This is a genomic window from Arthrobacter gandavensis, assembly GCF_015355785.1.
GTDB classification, from domain to species: domain Bacteria; phylum Actinomycetota; class Actinomycetes; order Actinomycetales; family Micrococcaceae; genus Arthrobacter_B; species Arthrobacter_B gandavensis_A.
Map to the genome: position 1 here is coordinate 772,910 of NZ_JADKYW010000003.1, position 19,959 is coordinate 792,868.

The window sequence follows — 19,959 nt, forward strand, 5'->3', positions numbered from 1 at the left end:
GCACCTCATGAGTCCCGGCGGCGTCACACAATAGCGCCCCGGAGTTGGCAGCGGTTATCTTGAACATGCTTCCGGGCGCGCTTCCGCGCGGCTTCGGGCATCCACGTCCCGCCGAGCCGGATCCAGCCACATGCCGCATTTCGCCGTAGTCCCGGGCCCCCCGCGCCCGAATCCGCTCGTCCTCTCCCGCGCCAGGCTGCTCCGCGCGCTCGACGACGACGCCGCCCCGCTGACGCTCGTGCGCGGCCCGGACGGAGCTGGAAAAACCACCCTCCTGCAGGACTGGGCCGCCGCACGGGACCGGCCGGCTGCCTGGATTTCGGCCCGCAGGAGCGCCATCGCACCCGCCGGGCAGCCCGGCGCAGCAGCGCGGTTCCTTTCGGCGTTGCTGGCCGGGGCCTTCGAATCGGGGAACGCGGATGAGGCAGCACTCCTGGAGCAGGTTGCCCAAGCGGCCGCGGACGGCGCTGACCTTGAAACGCTGCTGCCCCGCCTCGCCCGGCTCCCGGCACGGGACCTGCTGATCCTCGACGATCTTCATCTGGCCACCGGCTTCCCGGCCGAGGAGCTGTTGCTTGGCCTGCTCCGGGCCATGCCGGGGCTGCGGATAGTAGCCAGCACTGCGTCGCTGGGAGACATCGAGCTGCGAAGAGCTCTCCTGGAGCTGGACGTAGCGGTGGTAGGCCCGGAGGAACTGGCATTCACCGTGAACGAATGCGCCGGGGCGCTGGCAGGAACGGGCCTGGATGAGCACGCGGAAGAAGTCCGGCACCTGACCGGCGGTTTGCCCCGCTGGGTCCGTTTCCTGGTGCTTAGCGCGGCAGTACCTACGCGGTCCCGGCGCGGACAGCTGCTTCCAGCCGTGCTGGATTCAGCTGCAGGCGACCTCGCCGGACTGCTCTCCCCGCCTCGGGTCACAGCCGCATTCGCGGATTTCATGCTGGCAGCCGCGGTACCCGAGGTCCTGCCCGCTGCCCTGGCAGCCACGCTCTGCGGTGACGGGAACACCGAAGAACTGATGCGCAGCTCCGAGCAGAAAGGGTTCATCTCCCGGACGCCCGACGGCGGCGCCGCCGTCGTTCCCCTGCTGCGCGGCGCCCTGCTGTCCCAGGCACGCAAAACGCGCAGTGCGCGCCTTTCCGCCCTGGAAGAAGCGTGTGCACGGTACTTCCTGGCGGAAGGGCTGGCGTTGGAAGCCCTCCGCCACGCGATGGGTGCGGACAGCCTGGATCTTGCCACCGACGTCATTCGCAACTGTGCCTTGGAGCTGTTCACGTTCCACGAAACGGAGACCAGAAAACTCCTTGAAGGAGTGTCGCTGCTCCGGCTGGCACGGCAGCCTGCCCCTGCCCTGGCCCTAGCCGTCCTCTACAACTCGTCAGCGTTCCGGCGCATTCGGGGTGCGGAACTGGCAGCCCTGGCGTTGTCCGGCGCCCGCATGATTTTCCGTTCGATGCCCGCGGCTGAGCGGTTGTTGCTCATCCTGGTTGAGGCAGTCACCCTTCGTGGAAGCGGCCAGACAGATAGGTCAGCGGCACGCGCAAGGACCGGGCTGCAGATATACGCGGAAATGCCGCTGGCCGAACGCGAGAGGATCGGACCGCTCGAATCCGTCGCCGTAGCGCACCTGGGAATCTCGCTCTGGCGGCACGGAGCCACAGAGGAAGCCGAAGACGCGTTCACGCGGGCCGCTTCCTTGGCAGCGGCGCAGCACCAGCCGGATTACGAAGGCTACTACCACTCTCTCAGCGCCTGCATCCTGGCCGGCCGCGGTGACCTGACCGGCGCTGCCCGGTTCCTGCAGCGCTGCAGCGACCTAGGTTGGGGCAGCACGGAACTGCACCACTATTCGGTGACCCCCCTCCGGCTGGCCCAGGCGATGGCCGCACTGGAGACCGGGGACGCCGCTGCCGCCAAAGCAGCGCTGGCCGGCGTCCTGGGCCAGGCGGACACCATGGAACTGTGGCCGCGGGTCAGATACCTGGACGCCGTCTCAGACCTGATTGCAGGCAACCCTGAACCGGCCGCCGCGCGGCTGGAAGACGTGATCGCAAATAGGTCCGGGCTTCCGCCCATCAGCGGGCCAGAGCACGCGCTGCTGGTTCGGGTACAGTCGCTCCTGATGCTGGCGGGTGGGTTCCCGGGCCGCGCCTTGGCCGCAGCCGAAAGCCTGCCCAGGTTTGAACGGGACTTGGTGACGGCACGTATCCACCTCGCAACCGGGCACGCCGGCAAGACCCTTAGCGCAGTCATCCGGCTTGGCGCCGGTGGTTCCCTTCGAGAGCAGGCAGAGGTGGCCGGCCTGTCGGTCGCTGCCCGCCTGCAGCTGGAATCCGCGCTGGCGCCAGGGGTGAAACTGGAGCTCGCCCGGTTGTCGGTCCTGTACCAGGAGCATGGACTCAGGCTGTCCACGGCGCTGCTGCCCGCAGCAGACCTTGAACGCGTCCGGAACGCCGCCGCGGAAACCGGGCACGACGTCGGACTGGGCCCGTTCCCGGAGAGCATCATAGGAAGCACGGCGGGGATGCCTGACCTGACACCGCGCGAACTGGCCATCCTGAACTCGCTGACCCAATCGGGTTCTCTCGCCGAGATAGCAGGGATTCACTTCGTTTCAGTGAACACAGTCAAGTCCCAGCTCCGGGCGCTGTACCGCAAGCTCGGAGTCACCGGCCGGGCCGAGGCCCTGAACGAGGCACTGCGCAGGGGCCTGCTCTAGCCGGGAATCCAGGCTCCGCCAAAGAAGCCTGGATTCCCGGGAGGCGGCTCACAGGTGTTGGGGCACCAGGTTGCCGCCGTGGGCCGGGGCTGCCGGGTTGGGTGGCCGGCCTCGCTCCGGCGGTCTTGGGTCAGGAAAAACCGCTGGTTTCATCTGGGGTCAGCGGAACCTCCGGTTGCCGGTAGAAGCTCACCGGCCAGTATCCCGCGATGACGGCGCCGACGGGGACAGATCCCAGTGTCCCGGCCGCTGCGGGGACACCCTTCCGGGCCGCCGGGCTTTCTGCGGACTTACCGGTCACGGCCAGACTCTCTCCGATGCCGTATTCAGCCTTTGGGTCCGTGCGGCGCCTGGACCCAGGCACAGTTCCGAGCATCTGCCTTCCGCTTTCTCTAGTTCATGCGCTGTCAGTCAATACTCTCCTCCGGCAGGAACGGGGTGCCGAGATCACAGCGGGTTTCATCCCGCACTTCACCCTCGCCCGGTCAGCCACCAGTTCACGCTATTTATCCAGCAGACGCTGAGTTAGCATTCAGGAAACGATCAGCCAAATGCTAGAAACTAGGACTTGTGACTAAATCTGCTCCTGAGGCCAGGCTCCTTGTTGTCGATGACGAACCCAACATCCGTGAGCTTCTGTCGACGTCGCTGCGTTTCGCCGGCTTCGACGTCGTCGCTGCAGGCAACGGCCGGGAAGCCCTTGCCGCGGTTGACGAGCACAGCCCTGACCTGGCCGTACTGGACGTAATGCTTCCGGACATGGACGGGTTCACCCTTACCCGCCGCCTGCGTGCCGCCGGCCGCCATTTCCCAGTGGTATTCCTGACAGCCCGGGACGATACCGAAGACAAGGTCACCGGCCTGACCGTAGGCGGGGACGACTATGTCACCAAGCCATTCAGCCTCGACGAGGTGGTCGCCCGGATCCGCGCCGTCCTGCGCCGCACCCAGCCCCTCGATGACGACGACGCCGTGATCCGGGTGGAGGACCTGGAGCTCGACGACGATGCGCATGAGGTGCGGCGCGGCGGAGTCACGATTGACCTGTCCCCCACCGAGTTCAAGCTGCTCCGTTACCTGATGCTGAATCCAAACCGGGTTCTGTCCAAGGCACAGATCCTCGACCACGTGTGGGAGTACGACTTCAACGGTGATGCATCGATCGTGGAGTCCTACATCTCCTACCTGCGCCGCAAGATCGACGGCCGCCCGGATGCGCCGGCACTGATTCAGACCAAGCGCGGTGTGGGTTACCTGCTGCGCACGACGGAGAAACGCTAAGCCTTGCTCCGCCGCTGGAAGTCCGCCTCGCTGCGTTCGCAGCTGGTGGTCATCATGGCCGTACTGATGGTGGTCACCGTAACCATCACGGGACTCGCCACCATCTATGTCCTGCGCCAGATCCTGATCAGCCGCCTGGATACCGATATCCAGGACAACGCAGGTGCGATCTCCCGGTACCTGGTGTCCGGCAGCCCCACCACAGATGCCTCACTTTTCCGTTTCTACGGGCTCTACCTGGATGAAGACGGAACCCACGGCCCCGAAACCCATTCCGAGCCGACCTTCGACATCCCCGTCATTGGCAACTTGACCTCGGCGGACGTTGACGCCAAGGGCGGCCGGGGTTTCGACGTACCGGGCACAGCACCCAGCAGCAAGGGCTGGCGCGTGATGGTATTCCACATCGCGAATTTCCCGGGGTCTATCGCCGTCGCAGTGCCGCTGGATTCGGTTGCCGAAACCGTCGATGAGGCGGCCTCCCTTGTCTTTTCAGTGGGGCTGCTGGGAACGCTGGGAGCCACCGGCATTGCCTACTGGGCCGTCACCCGCCAGTTCAGGCCACTGAGCCAGGTCGAGAAGACAGCTGCGGCCATTGCCGCCGGCGATCTCTCCCGCCGCGTTGAAGTAGGCAATCCCGCAACCGAGATCGGCCGGCTCTCCCGCTCCCTTAACGCCATGCTGGCACACATTGAAACTGCGTTCGCCGCCCGGACCGCTTCCGAGCAGAAAATGCGCCGGTTTGTCCAGGACGCCTCCCATGAGCTGCGCACTCCGCTGGTGACAATCCGCGGCTTCTCCGAGCTCTACCGGCACGGCGCCCTGCAGGAACCCGAGGACGTCAGCGCTGCCATGGGGCGCATCGAGAGCGAGGCCAAGCGGATGGGCCAGCTCGTGGAGGACCTGCTGACACTGGCACGCGTGGATGAACAGCGCCCGCTTGAATACGGTCCGGTGGATCTGATGATCCTGGGCAACGACGCCGCCCTGGATGCTCGTGCCAGCGCGCCGGACCGGGAGATCCGCGTCATCGGCCTGGATGGCAACTCACCGCGGAGCGCGCCCACCATGGGCGACGAGGCAAGGCTGCGCCAGGTCGTGGCCAACCTGATGACCAACGCCCTTCGGTACACTCCGGCAGGCAGCCCCATCGAGGTGGCGGTGGGTGTTGCGCCGGTGATCCATGACCGGATGGACGCTGTCCTGGAAGTTCGGGATCACGGTCCGGGTATCTCCGAAGAGGATGCGGCCCGGGTCTTCGAACGTTTCTACCGGGCGGACTCCTCCAGGTACCGGGAAACAGGCGGTACCGGACTGGGACTGGCGATCGTCGCAGCGCTTGTGGCGCAGCACGACGGCACCGTCCGGCTGACGGAAACCGAGGGTGGCGGCGCCACCATGTCCATTCGCCTTCCATTCAGGTCCCCCGATGGCTCACCGGAGCAGGAACCGGCCGAAGACGGGGGCAACCTCGAGAAGGAATAGCACCCAGTTTCAGCTCCCGGACTGGCGGACGCATATGGGCCTCCCCTGCACAGGCTGCGGTGCCCTGCCCAGCCGGACTGCGCTGTGGACGGACTGGACGGGGTGCTGGCCGCCGGCTGCGGCCGGCACATAACCTTCTTTGCCAGGAACCGCACCGGGCGGTCCCCTGGAACGGGAGGCGATCATGGCGGGTTTTTTCGTAGACAGCGACATACTGGCGGCTCGGAGTGCCGAAGTCCGAGGCACCATCGAACGGCTCCAGGCAGACGTCAACACCATGCAGGCGGGCCTGGTCTCGCTGGGTGATTCATGGCAGGGCCAGGCAGCGGCGAACTTCCAGCTGCTGATTACGGATTGGAGAGCCACCCAGGCCCGGGTTGAGGAGTCCCTGGCAAGCATCAACCAGGCGCTTGCCTACGCCTCGGCACAGTACGCCGATACCGAGGCCGCGAATACGGCACTCTTTATGCGGTAGCGCGGCGCTGTCGCGCTGGCCGGGTCGAAGGCCGGGCGGGTACAGGGGCAGGCACTAAGGCCGGCCATGTACGCTGCCTGAACCCGTAAACAACGCAGGAGCGCGGCACCCGAAGGTACCGCGCTCCTGTGTAGGCATTCGGCCGGGCGAACCGGCCGGGCATGGGGGCTAGAAGCCGCCCATACCGCCCATGCCGCCCATGTCGTCTCCGCCGCCCATAGCCGGAGCAGCCTTTTCGGGCTTGTCCGCAACGACTGCTTCGGTGGTGAGGAACAGACCGGCGATGGAGGCCGCGTTCTGCAGGGCAGAACGCGTCACCTTGACCGGGTCATTGACGCCGGCAGCCAGCAGGTCTTCGTACTCACCGGTAGCGGCGTTCAGGCCGAAGCCTTCTGCCAGGCCGCGGACCTTGTCCGCAACAACACCGGGCTCGAGGCCTGCGTTGAAGGCGATCTGCTTCAGCGGAGCGTCGATGGCAACCTTGACGATGTTCGCGCCGGTCGCCTCGTCGCCTTCGAGGACCAGGTTGGCGAATGCCTTCTGGCCGGCCTGGATCAGGGCGACGCCGCCGCCGGCGACGATGCCTTCTTCAACAGCAGCCTTGGCGTTGCGCACGGCATCTTCGATGCGGTGCTTGCGTTCCTTGAGCTCGACCTCGGTGGCGGCACCGGCCTTGATGACCGCAACACCGCCGGCCAGCTTGGCCAGACGCTCCTGCAGCTTCTCGCGGTCGTAGTCCGAGTCCGAGTTCTCGATTTCGGCACGGATTTGGTTGACGCGGCCGGCGATCTCTTCGGGGTCGCCCGCACCTTCGACGATGGTGGTCTCGTCCTTGGTGACAACAACCTTGCGTGCCTTGCCGAGGAGGTCCAGCGTGGCGTTCTCCAGCTTGAGGCCAACTTCTTCGGCGATGACCTGGCCACCGGTGAGGATGGCGATGTCAGCCAGCTGGGCCTTCCGGCGGTCGCCGAAGCCCGGAGCCTTGACGGCAACGGACTTGAAGGTACCGCGGATCTTGTTGACAACCAGGGTTGCCAGCGCTTCGCCCTCGACGTCTTCGGCGATGATCAGCAGTGGCTTGCCGGACTGCATGACCTTCTCCAGGACCGCAACGAGGTCCTTGACCGAGGAGATCTTGGAGTTGACGATCAGGATGTACGGGTCTTCGAGGACCGTTTCCTGGCGCTCTGCGTCGGTGACGAAGTAGCCGGAGATGTAGCCCTTGTCGAAGCGCATGCCTTCGGTGAGCTCGAGCTCCAGGCCGAAGGTGTTGGATTCCTCGACGGTGATGACGCCTTCCTTGCCCACCTTGTCCAGTGCTTCGGCGATCAGGTCGCCGATCTGCTGGTCACCGGCGGAGATGGAGGCCGTAGCCGCGATCTGTTCCTTGGTCTCGATTTCCTTGGCGGAGGAGAGCAGTTCGGCCGTGACGGCGTCGACTGCCTTCTCGATGCCGCGCTTCAGGCCCAGCGGATCAGCGCCGGCAGCAACGTTGCGCAGGCCTTCCTTCACGAGGGCCTGGGCGAGGACGGTTGCCGTGGTGGTGCCGTCGCCAGCGACGTCATCAGTCTTCTTGGCAACTTCCTTGACCAGCTCAGCGCCGATCTTCTCGTACGGATCGTCGAGCTCGATCTCCTTGGCGATGGAAACGCCATCGTTGGTGATCGTGGGGGCGCCCCACTTCTTCTCGAGTACGACGTTGCGGCCACGCGGGCCGAGGGTGACCTTGACGGCGTCGGCGAGGGTGTTCAGTCCCCGCTCGAGGCCGCGGCGTGCCTCTTCGTCAAATGCAATGATCTTGGCCATAACGGCTATCGTCCTTCCGGAACAGTCATGCTTGGATGTTGCATTCCTGGCTGGAGTGCCCGCGACGGACGGGACTGGGCACACGATCTCTTTACGTGCTTCCCGGCCCCTCACTCCAGTGGCTTGCTGGTTCACTCAACGCCGCTGACTTAGCAGTCAGCCTGCAAGAGTGCTAAGTCAATAATTAGCACTCCCAACCTTTGAGTGCAAGCAGTCACGGTCCCCTGTGACCGCCGCCTTGCCCCGTTTTCACCCCCGGCGCAGAAACCCCGGGCGAATCGCCGGAACTGCACGTCGCACGGGCGCGCATCGGCGTAGATTTAGGATCAGCACGTCCCGGCCACTACACGGCACGGCACGGTGCTTGCCAATCGACGATGCCAACGATGCCAAGGAGCAGGCCATGGCGCCCAACCAGCCCCCGAACGATTTCTCTCCTCCCGCTAACGAGGGAGACGGAACGCACGCGCCCGAGGCCCACGGGTCCAGCGCGGCTCCTGCGCCCTACGGCACACCGCCGGGCGAGTATGCAGCCGGCACCGGAACAGATTCAGCTTCCCGGCCTGGCCATGAGCCCGGGTACGCGCAGGACGGTTACCAGCAGGGCGGCACACAGCCCACGCACGGCGGTTACCAGCAGGGCGGCACACAGCCCACGCACGGCGGTTACCAGCAGGGACCTCCTCCCGGCAACTACCAGCCCGGTTATCCCCAGGGCTACCAGCAGGGCTATCCCCAGGGCTACCCGCCGGGCGCGCCGTCCCCATACGGCGTATGGCCCGAGCCGAAGTCGCGGCTGGCAGCGGGCCTGCTGGGCATTTTCCTCGGGGGACTCGGCATTCACCGGTTCTACCTCGGATACACCACACTGGGAATCGTGCAGCTCCTGGTCACCCTTTTCACATTCGGCTTCGGAGCCATCTGGGGCTTCGTCGAAGGGATCATGATCCTCGCCGGAGCGCAGTCGTTCCGGACCGACGCCCGCGGAGTGCCGCTGCGGGAATGAACCCGCGCGGACCGGAGAAAAGCGCCCGAACCGAGAAGTGAGCCGGTGCCCGTCCGGCACCGGCTCACTTCTTTGTCTACCCGGTCTGTCCGGGCTGCTGCCTAGACGGTGCGAACGTCCTCGGCCTGCGGCCCCTTCTGTCCTTCACCAATTTCAAACTCGACCCGCTGGCCCTCTTCCAGCGTCCGGTACCCAGCGGACTGGATCGCGGACCAGTGGACGAAAACATCAGTTTGGGCTTCGTCAACGGTGATGAAGCCGTAGCCCTTTTCCCCGTTGAACCATTTGACGATCCCCTGCGCCATATTCATTCTCCCCTTTTAGGTTCCGCTGCCGCGATGGTGTTCCACGGCAGCAGCCAGACAGGAACAGCAGGTGGTTGCCTGCCCATCCCTTTCGGCTGGCCCTTACTTTAGCCACCGGCTGCGGCTTCACCCACGCGGTGCGGGGATAGTTATCGAGTCTTAACTAAACCTGCGTGGCCACAGGTTTTACTGGAATCCGGGACCAGCCACGACGGTGACCATGGTGAACTCGGGAGACTCGGTAACGGTCGCGATTCCCAGCAGCTCAGCGAGTTCCTCGGCGTTGGCCCGCTGGGCTTCACCGTTGTAGAAGATCACCGATGTCTGCATCGGCATGCCGGCCCAGTTGCCAACCTGCGCCGTCGTCCAGCCGTCCGCTCCGATCCGGGTTGAGATTCCAGCACCCAGCCCGGAGACGCCGCTTGCGTTGAGCACCACCACGGGCTGTGTCCGGTCGGCCGCCGGAGCCTCCGGCGTCGGCTCCGGGGTGGGGGTCGGCGACGGCGTCGCTGAGGGGGTGGGAGAGGCGCTGAGACTTGGGGACTGCGACGGTTCGGCTGCAGGTGCACTCGATTCCGAGATGGCGGGGCTGGCGCTGCTGCCGGCGCCGATGCCCAGCCGCGGGAGCACAAAATACGCTGCCAGGCCCACCAGGAGGGCAAGGACACCCACCGTGATGATCAGGCCGATTCCGCTGGAGCGCGCCGGAATAAGCCGCTCACGGTGAACGCCTTGGCGGGTCGAGGTCTCCGGGACCTTGTCGAACTCATCCCTGGGGTACTGGCTCATGGCTGCGTTGTCTGTCCTTGTGTATGGGGAATGCCCTAGGCGTCGGTGCCCATGCGGCGGGCCGTACGCGCGCGCTGGCGTGTAGTACGCAGTCTACGCAGCCGCTTTACCAGCATGGGATCGTGTGCGAGGGCTTCCTCGGTGTCAATCAGTGCGTTGAGGACCTGGTAGTAGCTTGTGGCTGACATGCCAAAGAGATCGCGGATCGCTTGTTCCTTGGCCCCGGAGTACTTCCACCACGAGCGTTCGAGGGCGAGCATCTGCTGGTCGCGCTCGCTGAGGGGACTCTGGGGATCCACCGCACCGTCGAGTGAAAACGCCTCGGCTCCGGCTGATCCTGCCAAAATGTTGTCCCCGTTTCCCGGTGCGCCCGGCCCCGGGCACACGAGGGCACGGTCCAGGCAAGAGTTTGCTTCCTCAAGCAATCCTAAACCGGAACAACATGGTTGTCATTCAGGCGGCACTGCCCGTCGGCTGGGATCCTGCCCCGGCTTCCCGGACACTTGAAGTGTGAACAGCAGCCATGAACCGGCCCTTTTTGACCTCCGCAGCAGCGCCACCGCCCTGCCGGGTGAACCCGTCCCTTTCACGTCCGGCAGCCCGCTGTCCGGCAGCATGGCCGGGGACTGGGCGGATCTCCTGGCGCCGGAGGCAGGCCGGATCCACCGCATCGGCGACGAACTCCAGCGCCGGATCGACGCCGGGGAGCACATCCTGCCCCCGCCTGGACGAATCCTCCGGGCATTTACCCAGCCCGCGGAGCAGGTGAAGGTGCTGATCATCGGACAGGACCCGTACCCCACGCCGGGCCACGCCGTCGGGCTGAGTTTCTCCGTAGATCCCGCGGTGCGTCCGCTGCCGCGTTCACTTGTCAACATCTACAAGGAGCTCCAGGCTGACCTCGGTATTGAACCGGCACTGCACGGGGATCTCAGCGCCTGGACGACGCAGGGCGTGCTGCTCCTGAACCGCGCCCTGAGCGTCACCGCCGGCCAGGCGAACTCGCACCGAAAACTTGGCTGGGAACCAGTCACCGAACTTGCCGTACGTGCCCTGGCCGCGCGCCGGCGCCCAGACGGTTCCCCGGCCCCGCTCGTGGCGATCCTCTGGGGGCGCCAGGCGCAGTCCCTTGCACCCCTTCTCGGAGAGCTGCCGCGGATTGAATCGGCACATCCCAGCCCGCTTTCGGCGTCCCGCGGCTTCTTCGGCTCCCGCCCGTTCAGCCGGGCCAACGAGCTCCTCGTGCAACAGGGAGCAACACCCGTCGACTGGAGATTGCCCGGGGTACGGTAGAACAACTACCGCATCCTAGGAGAGAAACCGCAATGCCCGATGCCCCCGCAACCCGGACGCCGGCACCTGCCCGGCGCGCGCGCCCCATGCACACCATGACCGTGCTGCGCCGGGAGCAGCTCTCCCCCCACATGGTGCGGATCGTGGCGGGCGGCCCCGGCTTCGACACCTTCGCCCCGAGCAGCAGCACCGATGCGTACTGCAAGATCTGGTTTGGCCGCGACGGCAGGCCGCTGGACGGCACCGCGTCCTTGGAGGAAATCCGGGAGCGAACCCCGCGGGAAGACTGGCCCGTTTCACGGACCTACACCGTCCGGTGGGTTGACGTGGAACGCCGTGAACTTGCCATGGACTTCGTCGTTCATGGCGACGAGGGCCTTGCCGGCCCGTGGGCCAGTTCGGCCCGGCCCGGGGACGTCCTCACGTTCGGCGGACCCGGCGGCGGGTACGCCCCCGATCCCGACGCTGACTGGTATCTCTTTGCCGCCGACGAGTCCGCGATCCCGGCAACCGCTGCTGCGCTGGAGGCGTTGGCGGACGACGCCGTGGGCCACGCCTTCGTCGAGGTGCGGGGACCGCAGGACGTACTTCCGTTGAAGTCCCCCCGCGGTGTTGTGGTGACGTGGCTCTACCGTGGAGAGGACGAGCCTGCGGGCCGGCTGCTGGTTGCCGCCGTTGACGCGCTGCCCTTCCACGCCGGCGTCGTCCAGGTCTTTGCCCATGGTGAGCGCGAGGCCATGAAGGGCCTGCGAGAAATATTCTTTACCCGGCATAAACTCGAACGCAGTGCCGTCTCGCTGTCCGGGTACTGGGCCGCGGGACGGACCGAGGACGCTTTCCAGGCGGAGAAGCGCACCCCGATCGGCAAGATCCTCTAGTCCGCACCCACGCAGTCAGCGGCGGCGGTTGCGCCGGTCGTTGCCGTTCAGGTTCCGGGTCAGCGGCCGTGCAAGGTTGTCGCCGAAGACCACGCCGCCGGCGATCGCCAGGATAACGGTCAGCGCGTTGAACAGGCCGATCACGCCCGCAGAAATATCATCCAGCCCTATGCTCAGCCCGTACATCGACCGGAAGATGCTCAGCCCCGGGAAGAGGAACAGGATCGCGGGAACTGCGATGACCAGCTGAGGCGCACCCATCCGCAGGGCGACGATCCGCGAGGCCATGCCGATGACGATCGCGGCGACAGCCGGTGTCAGCCGCGGCCCGACTCCCGCAGCCTCCGAGGCCACCGAAACCAGGAATCCGGCGACCCCGATGAGCACGGTGGGCAGGACCAGGTTTGCCGGTGACTGCTCGGTGATGCTGATGGTGGCCAGCGCCACGGCCAGCACCAGCACCGTCACGGCAAAGGGATACGGCGAGGATGCGCCCGCGGTCACCTCCAGCCGGGGCATTCCCACCAGGGCTCCGGCAACGAGGGCGACGGCGATGCCTGCCACGATCGCGCCGAACGTCAGGAAGGCAGAGAGGAAGCGGCCGGCGGCTGTTACCGGGAAGCCGTTGATCGCATCCTGCACCGCAGAGACCAAGCGGCCGGTAGGCAGCAGCAGCAGGATCCCGCCGGCAACAACGATCCCCGGTGCTATCTCCAGTTCGGCAACATCCGTAGAATCCAGCCACCAGAACAGCATGGCCAGCGCCGTGACCAGGAATCCGCTGGCAGCGGTGGTGAAGAAGTCCGGGACGCGCCAGCGTCCAAGGACCCGCTGCAGCAGGCTGACCAGGATGGTGCTAGCGAATCCGACGGCGGATCCAAGCGGGCTGCCCCCGATGAACGCCACGATCGCGGCCGCGAAGAGTCCCGCCGAAAAGGTTACGGCCCAGCGGGGAAAGGGTTTGGGCTGATGCACGATTGCATTGAGCTGCTGGGAGGCCTCGGCACGGGAAACATTGCCGTCCACGATGTCCGTCACCAGCCGGTGCACCAGTGCCAGGCCCGCATAGTTGTTGGTCCAGGACCGGACCACCCGCATAACGGTGATGGGAGTCTGGTCCTTGGGAGAATAATTGAGCAGGACGGACTGGTTGGTGATGTCCACCTCGATGTTCTCGAGACCGTACGCAGCGGTGACGGCGATCATCGCCGTTTCCACCTCCAGGGCGCCGGCACCGTACCGGAACATGGTCTCGGCCATGCCCAAAGCCAGGTCGAGGGTCTTGCGGGCGCTGGCGTCCGGCCCGCCGGAACGGACCCTGGGATTGGCGTACGGACTCCCGGCCAGGCGTTCGACGATGGACATGGCCTGGGTAGGCGGCGTCTCGCCCTGTACCAGCCGTTTGAGCACGCGCCGCGCTGCGGCGGAGGATGAATCCGCCCGCGGGGCGGATGAGGGACTGTGCTGGCGCGGAGCCGTCTTCCGCGCACGCGGTTTGCCCGGCCGCGGAGCGGTTCCCGGAGCCGGCCGTCCGGGCTGGCCGGCAGCAGCGGCTTTGCGGGCAGCGGCTGCCTTGCTGCCCCGGGGCATGCGCGGCACCGAGGAGGTGGCCGGCGGCGGCTTCGGCTTTGTGCTCCGCAGGCCGCCCGGCCCGGGAACTGCCGGCAGGGCGTCAGCCGGAGTCTCGATTCCGGCTGCTTCCTGGACCGGTGCCGGACCGGAACGCGGATGCCCCTCATCGTCCGGGCGTCCGGGCACCCTGATGATGGGAATCAGGCCGGCCACGGGCTCCGGTGTGGGCGCAGGCCCGCGGCGGTCGTCGTCGTTATCCACGGTGTCCACCCCTGCTTCGCTGCTGGTGAGTCGGTTCAGTAGAACGGCTGGTGGTGGCGCCGCCAGTAAACCTGGCGCGTCACGCGTTCTCCAATGGTGTTCCAGATCCGGTAGCGGAGCGGATCCAGCACCACATCCCAGCAGCCGGTGAAGTCGGTGACGGTCTTGGAGAAGCTGGTCTTGAACAGGCCCAGCCCGTGGTGCGGGTGTTCCTTGTTCTTCAGTTCGCTGCTGGGCGGAGTTCCGCAGAAATCGTATTCCTCGATTCCGAAGTCTTCCTTAAGCTCCGTGAGTGCGGTCCACTGCACCAGATGGGAGTCCCCGTACTGGTTGCGGCGCGGTTTGGAGCCGCCGTCCTTGTACGTTCCCTTTTTCCCGTAGGCGATCACGAATGCGCCCACGTTGGGTTCGCCGTCCTCGTCGAAGGCAAAGTAGAACCGGCCCTGGCCGGCGTCGACGAAGTTGGACCAGAAGCGGCGGTAGTACTCGTAGGACCGCATCCGGGCATCCGAGCGGTCTTCAATGTGGCTCATGAGCTTGTACATAGTCCGCATGTTTTCTTCGGTGGGCTCCACGCGGCGCACGTCGGCGCCTTCGCGGATGGCCCGCCGGACGGCGTTGCGGGCGCGGGAGGAGATGCTCTTCAGGATCTGCTCCGTGTCCGGGGTGGTGTCCAGCAGCGCGGTTGAGTCGTTGGGCTGCAGGTTGAACGTCTTGACGAACCCGGCAGAGGTGAACAGGTCCCGGACGTCATCCCCGTCCACGATGTCCGGTTCGACCTTCAGAGCGAAGACGCGGCGGCCCGTTTCCTTCGTGAACCGGCCCAGTGCCCGCGCCATTGCCGGCACGTCCTCCGGGGCGGCGGCGTCGGGCCCCTTGATGAGGTACCAGAGGCTGCCGAGCAGCGGAACCTGCTTCTCGATCACCAGATTGTAGGAGGTGTATTCCGGGCAGCTGAAGACCACGTGGACCGGGTTCCAGCCGTGATGGGACTTGACCTCGGCGTAGGCAGCGGACTGCAGTACGTTGCCGCCGTTGGGATTGGACTGGACCAGCTTGTCCCAGTCCGCAACCTCGTCAGCGGTGGCCAGGCGTGCACTAAAGTCTCGCAAAATTCCTCAACTAGTCCTCGTTGGTGGATCATTCTTCCGCCCCCGCACGGAGCACCGGCTCCGGGCCGTTTCCAAGTCTATCCGCCGGGTGCCCGCACCCTGAACGGGCCCCGCCCGGCGTGCCGGGTGAACGCTTGGCGCGCGCGGCAGGGGAATAGTCGGCGGGAAGCCGGGGTTGTGCGCAACAATAGATGCATACGCATATTTACGACGACGAAGGCGGGCGGCAGTGGCACAGCACATCGAACTGGGACTGGACACGTTTGGAGACGTGACGCTGAGCGGGGACGGAACCATCCTGCCCATGCCCGAGGTCATCCGCAACGTGGTGGCTGAGGCCGTGCTGGCAGATTCGGTGGGCCTGGACTTCATCGGCATCGGCGAGCACCACCGTGACGACTACGCGGTGTCCTCACCGGAAACCGTGCTGGCGGCAGTTGCCGGCCAGACCAGCCGCATCCGCCTGGGCTCCGCTGTGACGGTTCTCTCCTCCGACGATCCCATTCGGGTGTTCGAACGCTTCGCCACCCTGGACGCCGTTTCGAGCGGCCGGGCAGAGGTTATCCTGGGCCGGGGTTCCTTCACCGAGTCCTTCCCGCTGTTCGGCTTCGACCTCTCCGACTACGAAGTGCTCTTTGAGGAGAAGCTGGACCTGTTCACCAGGCTGCTGCGCGAGGACCCTGTCTCCTGGGAGGGCAGCATCCGCCCGCCGATGCGCAACGTCCAGGTCTACCCGCCCACGCAGGGCGGACGGATTCCCACCTGGATCGCCGTCGGCGGCACCCCGCAGTCGGTGGTGCGGGCCGCGCACTATGAACTGCCGCTGATGCTGGCGATCATCGGCGGCGAACCGGCACGGTTCACCCCGTTCGTTTCGCTGTACAAGCGTGCCTTGAAGGAATTCGGCAAGCCGGCACTGCCCGTCGGCGCGCACTCCCCCGGCTATGTTGCCGCGACGGATGAGCAGGCACTTGACGAAGCCTGGCCGCACTACGCCCGGATGCAGAACCGCATCGGCCGCGAGCGCGGCTGGCCGCCCGTTACCCGCGCCGAGTACGAAGCCGGCGCCGGCCCCGAGGGCGCCCTCTTTATCGGGTCCCCGAAAACGGTCGCGGACAAGATCATCCGGACCGCACGGACCCTGGACCTGTCCCGCTTCGACCTGAAGTACAGCCTGGGCACACTCCCGCACGAGAACCTGATGAAGTGCATCGAGCTCTACGGCACCCAGGTGGCGCCGGCTGTCCGCGCCGCGCTGGCCGCAGACACCCAACAGGACTAGGCATCGGCCGGGAGGAACCAGCGAGTGAGCGGTTCCTCCCGGGCGAGCCCTGCGGCGCGCGCAATATTGCTCCGGTCAGCACCGGTGAGCCGCTGGTGCTCCTGGCGCAGGTACTCACGCCAGGTGGGAACGTCGTATATCTCCCGGAACTGGCTGGAGTCCGTGACCGAGTGAACCAGCTCCCAGGTCGTCGCCCCGGTGCGCAGCCGGGAGAGCTCCACTTCACGCATGGCTTCCACGAATTCGGGGGCCTCGTCCGGGGCCAGCTCGTAGGCAACCAGGATAGTCACGGGTCCGGATCCCGGGTTTGGTTCGGATTCAACCTCCAGTCCCAGCTCCGGTTCGGGAACACTGCGGTCCAGCTTTCCGGTACCGGGCAGCAGCGGCAGCGGCACCACGCTGGCGGCAACCAGCAGGAGAACGACGGCGGCACCCGCCAGCACCGGTGCGTAGCCGAACGCTGTGGCCAGGGCTCCCCACAGCACCGACCCAAGCGCCTGGGTTCCGGTGAGCACCATCAGGTATACGGCGAGTCCGCGGGCGCGAACCCATTCCGGCAGGGTCAGCTGCATGGCGCTGTTCAGGGTGGAGAGGGTGTTGATCCAGGCCATGCCGGCCAGCACCAGGAGAACTGCCAGCGGAACAGGCGGCAGGTATCCGGCGGAAAACACTGCCACCCCGAAGACAGCGGCGGATGCACCCAGCAGCGCCGTGTCACCGAGCAGCTTGCGGGTCCTCACCAGCAGGACCACGCCGAGGATGGCCCCGCTGCCCAGCGCTCCGAGCAGCAGCCCGTACCCGGAGGATCCCATCCCCAGATGCCCGTTCACGGCAACAGGGAGCAGTGCGTAGAGGGCGCTGGCCGGAACCAGGAACAGGATGCAGCGCAGCAGGATGCGGCGGATCCGCGGTGCCGCCCGAATGTACCGCCTTCCGGCAGCGAGCGCTTCGCCCAGGTGTTCGCGGTCCTGGGGACTCTGCGGCGCGCTGCGCCAGAGGAAGACCGCCAGGGCTGTTCCGAGAAAAGACAGGGCGTTGAGGCCGAAGACGAAGGCGGGACCGATGGCGGAGACCAGCACGCCGCCCAGCGCCGGGCCCACGGCAAGTGCTGCGTTGACCGCCACGGACCCGAGTGCTGACGCGGACCGGATCTGCCCGCGCGGTACCAGCGATGGGGTCACCGCCTGCCAGGCCGGGGCACTCAGGGCGACTCCGCAGCCGATCAGGAATGTGTAGAGGAGCAGCGAATCCGGCCCCAGCAGGAGCGCGGGAGCCAGTGACGCCGACTGCACCAGGGAGACCAGCACCGGGCTCGCCCCGCTCTCCACGAGGTACCACTGCGCGCCGACTGTCTGCATCCAGCTGCCGATGTTGGATCCCAGCTGCGCCAGCCACAGGATCAGGAACCACCGGTTGCGCAGCGGCGCCCAGGGAGATTCCATCGGATTCCTCCCTCTGTGGCGGCGCTCCCGGCCGGGAAGGGAATTACGGACCTGAGCGCGTCACTGGCAGGGTAGGTCCGCGGGATACAGGGAGTCCAGAGCACGCCTCCCTCAGGAGTATGGCTGACGCCTTGTCGTCAAAAACCTGGGCAGTGCTGCACCGTCATCAAGGACGCGGCTGCCAGGCCGCAGCCTGGCAGTTTGTGTGGAGGCGCCGCTCACCAGCCGTGCGCCGCTGCGAACCCTTGCCAGAGGCGGCGGAAATCCTGCTCTGCCGCGCGGCCCTGCTGTTCCTCCACAGCGTGGAGCCGCCCGTAGGTGAAGCCGCTGCCGCCACGGCCGGGGTGGGCCCCGAGCCACACCAGCAGTTCCCGGGTGACGACGCTGTCCTGATGCTCGCCGAGCGCTTTCTGGACCGTTTCTGCTGCTTCCACCATGGCTGTGGCGCGCTCTCCGCCCACGGGAACGTAGGCCTCCGCGGCATAACGCAGCCGTTTGGCATCCTTGCGGGCCTCGTGGAAGATTTTGGCCCGCCGCGCGTCGTCGTTCTCCTCGCGGGCTTTGCGAACCCGGCGGCGGAGCCGGCGAAGGTCGCGGCGGATGAGCCGTCTGCCAACCTTCCGCGCGGACCGGCTCGCTGTGCCGGTGAGCTGCGGGTCCTCCAGCAGCTCCCCCAGTTCACGGACCAGGGCTGCGTAGCGCTTCGCGCCTAGTTCGCGGTGGACCGTTTGAGCAGCCTCGGCATAGCGTGCCGTCAGTTCCGCGTCGATCCGGGCCGAGACAGGGCCCTTTACGAGGTCATCCTGCTGTGAAGCCACCAGCTCCAGCAGCCGGTGGCGCATCACCTGGGCGTCGCGCGCCGCACCCAGGACCTGGGCCAGCCATTTGAGCTCGGCACGAATCTGTTTGGCGGGCTGCTCGGGAAGCAGCTTGCGGTAGCTGGCCAGCACGGACCGCAGCCGACGGGTACTGACCCGCATCTTGTGGATGGCATCGGCCTCGCCGGTGCGCAGCCGCCCCTCCTGCCGCAGCATTTCCGCGTACTGCTCCGCGACGTAGCGCAGCAGTGCGTCTCCGGCCGTGCCGTCCGGTCCTGCCACAGGGGCGGCTGGCAGGTCAGTCGCGGAAGCCATGGCTCAGTATAGGCAGGCGCGCCCCGTGCCGGGCAGGTCCCCTGTACCCGGAGACGGACACGGCCGTAGCATCGGCTGTACCCGGCCGCACACCGGGTACAGCTGCCGCCGAGCCCTCTGGAGGCAAGGTCCATGAACTCGATGCGCTACGTGAAGCTTGGCCGTTCCGGGGCAACCGTTTCGGCCGTCGGCCTGGGTTGCCTGAGCTTCGGGGACCCTTCCCGGGGGACCCATTCCTGGACACTGAGGGAGGACGATTCGAGGGCTCTGATCCGCAGGGCGCTGGAACTGGGCATTAACCTCTTCGACACTGCGAACGTGTATTCGGCCGGTGACAGCGAACGGATCCTGGGGGTTGCGCTGCGGGAATACGCCCGCCGGGAGGAAGTCGTCATTGCCACCAAGGTGCATGGGGAGATGTCACCGGGCCCCAACGGCTGGGGACTGTCCCGCAAGCACATCCTTTGGCAGGTGGAGGAATCGCTGCGCCGGCTGGGCACTGACTACATCGACCTGTACCAGATCCACCGCTGGGACAGCTCAACGCCGCTGGAGGAGACCCTGGCCGCCCTGGACCAGCTGGTGAGGGACGGGAAGGTCCGCTACGTGGGTGCTTCCACTACGTTCGCCTGGCAGTTCGCCAAAGCCCTGGGCCTGCAGCGGGAGAACCGGTGGTCGCCGTTCGTCACCATGCAGGACCATTACAACCTGATCTACCGCGAGGAGGAACGGGAGATGTACCCGCTCTGCCTCGAAGAAGGCATCGGGGTGCTGGCGTACTGTCCGCTGGCACGCGGCCGCCTGGCCCGGCCCTGGCACGGGGAAAGCCGCCGGCGGGGGCACGATGCCCTGGCGGATGCCATGTACGGAGCGCACCGGGAAACCGACCTGATGGTCTCGGATGCGCTCGGAACCGTAGCCCAGGCGCACGGGGTGTCCCGGGCCCGGGCGGCCCTCGCCTGGGTCCTGGGCCACCCGGTGGTCACCGCACCTCTGGTGGGCGTCACCTCACTGGCGCAGCTTGATGACGACGTCGCCGCCCTGGACCTGGAGCTGACCGCCGAGGACCAGGCACTGTTGTCAGAGCACTACGTTCCGCACGGCGTCGCAGGTTTTTGAC

General features: G+C 66.5%; 17 protein-coding genes. 9 read left to right on the plus strand and 8 right to left on the minus strand.

Going from position 1 to position 19,959, the window contains the following annotated elements; all coding sequences use genetic code 11:
- Positions 1 to 130 precede the first annotated feature (130 nt).
- The 4 genes from ITX31_RS04825 to ITX31_RS04845 all read left to right on the plus strand — a co-directional run bounded on the left by ITX31_RS04825 (position 131) and on the right by ITX31_RS04845 (position 5,960).
- Positions 131 to 2,719: a LuxR C-terminal-related transcriptional regulator gene (locus ITX31_RS04825; protein ID WP_194782291.1), complete on the plus strand. Its 2,589-nt coding sequence runs from the start codon at positions 131 to 133 to the stop codon at positions 2,717 to 2,719.
- Between the two features lie 570 nt (positions 2,720 to 3,289).
- Positions 3,290 to 4,000: a response regulator transcription factor gene (locus ITX31_RS04835; protein ID WP_194782293.1), complete on the plus strand. Its 711-nt coding sequence runs from the start codon at positions 3,290 to 3,292 to the stop codon at positions 3,998 to 4,000.
- A 3-nt stretch (positions 4,001 to 4,003) separates the two neighbouring features.
- A complete protein-coding gene (locus ITX31_RS04840) occupies positions 4,004 to 5,485 on the plus strand; it encodes a HAMP domain-containing sensor histidine kinase (protein WP_323745583.1) in 1,482 nt (493 codons plus the stop codon).
- A gap of 184 nt (positions 5,486 to 5,669) precedes the next feature.
- The gene (locus ITX31_RS04845; RefSeq protein WP_194782294.1) at positions 5,670 to 5,960 is read left to right on the plus strand and encodes a WXG100 family type VII secretion target; all 291 of its coding nucleotides are present in this window, start codon (positions 5,670 to 5,672) and stop codon (positions 5,958 to 5,960) included.
- 168 nt (positions 5,961 to 6,128) lie between these two features.
- On the opposite strand, the gene groL is transcribed toward ITX31_RS04845, so the two are convergent.
- Positions 6,129 to 7,766 carry a chaperonin GroEL gene (gene groL / locus ITX31_RS04850; protein ID WP_091607823.1) on the minus strand — a complete coding sequence of 546 codons (1,638 nt, stop codon included), beginning with the start codon at positions 7,764 to 7,766 and terminating at the stop codon, positions 6,129 to 6,131.
- Between the two features lie 364 nt (positions 7,767 to 8,130).
- Between groL and ITX31_RS04855 the strand changes: the two genes are divergently transcribed.
- The gene (locus ITX31_RS04855) at positions 8,131 to 8,772 is read left to right on the plus strand and encodes a TM2 domain-containing protein (protein ID WP_228528957.1); all 642 of its coding nucleotides are present in this window, start codon (positions 8,131 to 8,133) and stop codon (positions 8,770 to 8,772) included.
- Positions 8,773 to 8,873: 101 nt separating this feature from the next.
- Here ITX31_RS04855 and ITX31_RS04860 read toward each other — a convergent pair whose 3' ends face one another.
- The 3 genes from ITX31_RS04860 to ITX31_RS04870 all read right to left on the minus strand — a co-directional run bounded on the left by ITX31_RS04860 (position 8,874) and on the right by ITX31_RS04870 (position 10,210).
- Entirely contained in the window at positions 8,874 to 9,077 is a 204-nt protein-coding gene (locus ITX31_RS04860) for a cold-shock protein (protein WP_066301805.1), read from the minus strand.
- A 186-nt stretch (positions 9,078 to 9,263) separates the two neighbouring features.
- Entirely contained in the window at positions 9,264 to 9,866 is a 603-nt protein-coding gene (locus ITX31_RS04865; protein ID WP_194782295.1) for a LytR C-terminal domain-containing protein, read from the minus strand.
- Positions 9,867 to 9,901: 35 nt separating this feature from the next.
- Positions 9,902 to 10,210, minus strand: a complete 309-nt coding sequence (locus ITX31_RS04870) for a DUF3263 domain-containing protein (RefSeq protein WP_194782296.1) — start codon at positions 10,208 to 10,210, stop codon at positions 9,902 to 9,904.
- Between the two features lie 166 nt (positions 10,211 to 10,376).
- Between ITX31_RS04870 and ITX31_RS04875 the strand changes: the two genes are divergently transcribed.
- Positions 10,377 to 11,159 carry a uracil-DNA glycosylase gene (locus ITX31_RS04875; RefSeq protein ID WP_194782297.1) on the plus strand — a complete coding sequence of 261 codons (783 nt, stop codon included), beginning with the start codon at positions 10,377 to 10,379 and terminating at the stop codon, positions 11,157 to 11,159.
- A gap of 32 nt (positions 11,160 to 11,191) precedes the next feature.
- The gene (locus ITX31_RS04880; protein ID WP_194782298.1) at positions 11,192 to 12,037 is read left to right on the plus strand and encodes a siderophore-interacting protein; all 846 of its coding nucleotides are present in this window, start codon (positions 11,192 to 11,194) and stop codon (positions 12,035 to 12,037) included.
- A gap of 15 nt (positions 12,038 to 12,052) precedes the next feature.
- Here ITX31_RS04880 and ITX31_RS04885 read toward each other — a convergent pair whose 3' ends face one another.
- Together ITX31_RS04885 and ITX31_RS04890 are read right to left on the minus strand one after the other, a co-directional pair.
- Positions 12,053 to 13,627: a threonine/serine ThrE exporter family protein gene (locus tag ITX31_RS04885; protein ID WP_194782418.1), complete on the minus strand. Its 1,575-nt coding sequence runs from the start codon at positions 13,625 to 13,627 to the stop codon at positions 12,053 to 12,055.
- Between the two features lie 278 nt (positions 13,628 to 13,905).
- Positions 13,906 to 14,982: a lipid II:glycine glycyltransferase FemX gene (locus ITX31_RS04890; RefSeq protein WP_194782299.1), complete on the minus strand. Its 1,077-nt coding sequence runs from the start codon at positions 14,980 to 14,982 to the stop codon at positions 13,906 to 13,908.
- 229 nt (positions 14,983 to 15,211) lie between these two features.
- On the opposite strand from ITX31_RS04890, the gene ITX31_RS04895 reads away from it, so the two are divergent.
- Entirely contained in the window at positions 15,212 to 16,264 is a 1,053-nt protein-coding gene (locus tag ITX31_RS04895; RefSeq protein ID WP_194782300.1) for an LLM class flavin-dependent oxidoreductase, read from the plus strand.
- Here ITX31_RS04895 and ITX31_RS04900 read toward each other — a convergent pair.
- Both ITX31_RS04900 and ITX31_RS04905 read right to left on the minus strand, forming a co-directional pair.
- Positions 16,261 to 17,706, minus strand: a complete 1,446-nt coding sequence (locus tag ITX31_RS04900; protein WP_194782301.1) for an MFS transporter — start codon at positions 17,704 to 17,706, stop codon at positions 16,261 to 16,263. The two genes, ITX31_RS04895 and ITX31_RS04900, sit on opposite strands and share 4 nt — an antisense overlap.
- A 218-nt stretch (positions 17,707 to 17,924) precedes the next feature.
- Complete coding sequence (locus ITX31_RS04905) at positions 17,925 to 18,839, minus strand: CHAD domain-containing protein (protein ID WP_194782302.1); 915 nt, start codon at positions 18,837 to 18,839, stop codon at positions 17,925 to 17,927.
- Positions 18,840 to 18,980: 141 nt separating this feature from the next.
- On the opposite strand from ITX31_RS04905, the gene ITX31_RS04910 reads away from it, so the two are divergent.
- Positions 18,981 to 19,958 (plus strand): aldo/keto reductase, encoded by a 978-nt coding sequence (locus ITX31_RS04910; RefSeq protein ID WP_194782419.1) that lies wholly within the window; start codon positions 18,981 to 18,983, stop codon positions 19,956 to 19,958.
- The last annotated feature ends 1 nt before the right edge of the window (position 19,959 follow it).

What these genes read in the sequence shown, in the direction of transcription:
- ITX31_RS04825 (WP_194782291.1), top strand. Translation starts at nt 131, where the DNA reads ATGCCGCATTTCGCCGTAGTCCCGGGCCCCCCGCGCCCGAATCCGCTC.
- ITX31_RS04880 (WP_194782298.1), top strand. Translation starts at nt 11,192, where the DNA reads ATGCCCGATGCCCCCGCAACCCGGACGCCGGCACCTGCCCGGCGCGCG.
- ITX31_RS04885 (WP_194782418.1), bottom strand. Translation starts at nt 13,627, where the DNA reads ATGCCCCGGGGCAGCAAGGCAGCCGCTGCCCGCAAAGCCGCTGCTGCC.
- ITX31_RS04905 (WP_194782302.1), bottom strand. Translation starts at nt 18,839, where the DNA reads ATGGCTTCCGCGACTGACCTGCCAGCCGCCCCTGTGGCAGGACCGGAC.
- ITX31_RS04900 (WP_194782301.1), bottom strand. Translation starts at nt 17,706, where the DNA reads ATGGAATCTCCCTGGGCGCCGCTGCGCAACCGGTGGTTCCTGATCCTG.
- ITX31_RS04865 (WP_194782295.1), bottom strand. Translation starts at nt 9,866, where the DNA reads ATGAGCCAGTACCCCAGGGATGAGTTCGACAAGGTCCCGGAGACCTCG.
- ITX31_RS04845 (WP_194782294.1), top strand. Translation starts at nt 5,670, where the DNA reads ATGGCGGGTTTTTTCGTAGACAGCGACATACTGGCGGCTCGGAGTGCC.
- groL (WP_091607823.1), bottom strand. Translation starts at nt 7,766, where the DNA reads ATGGCCAAGATCATTGCATTTGACGAAGAGGCACGCCGCGGCCTCGAG.
- ITX31_RS04860 (WP_066301805.1), bottom strand. Translation starts at nt 9,077, where the DNA reads ATGGCGCAGGGGATCGTCAAATGGTTCAACGGGGAAAAGGGCTACGGC.
- ITX31_RS04910 (WP_194782419.1), top strand. Translation starts at nt 18,981, where the DNA reads ATGCGCTACGTGAAGCTTGGCCGTTCCGGGGCAACCGTTTCGGCCGTC.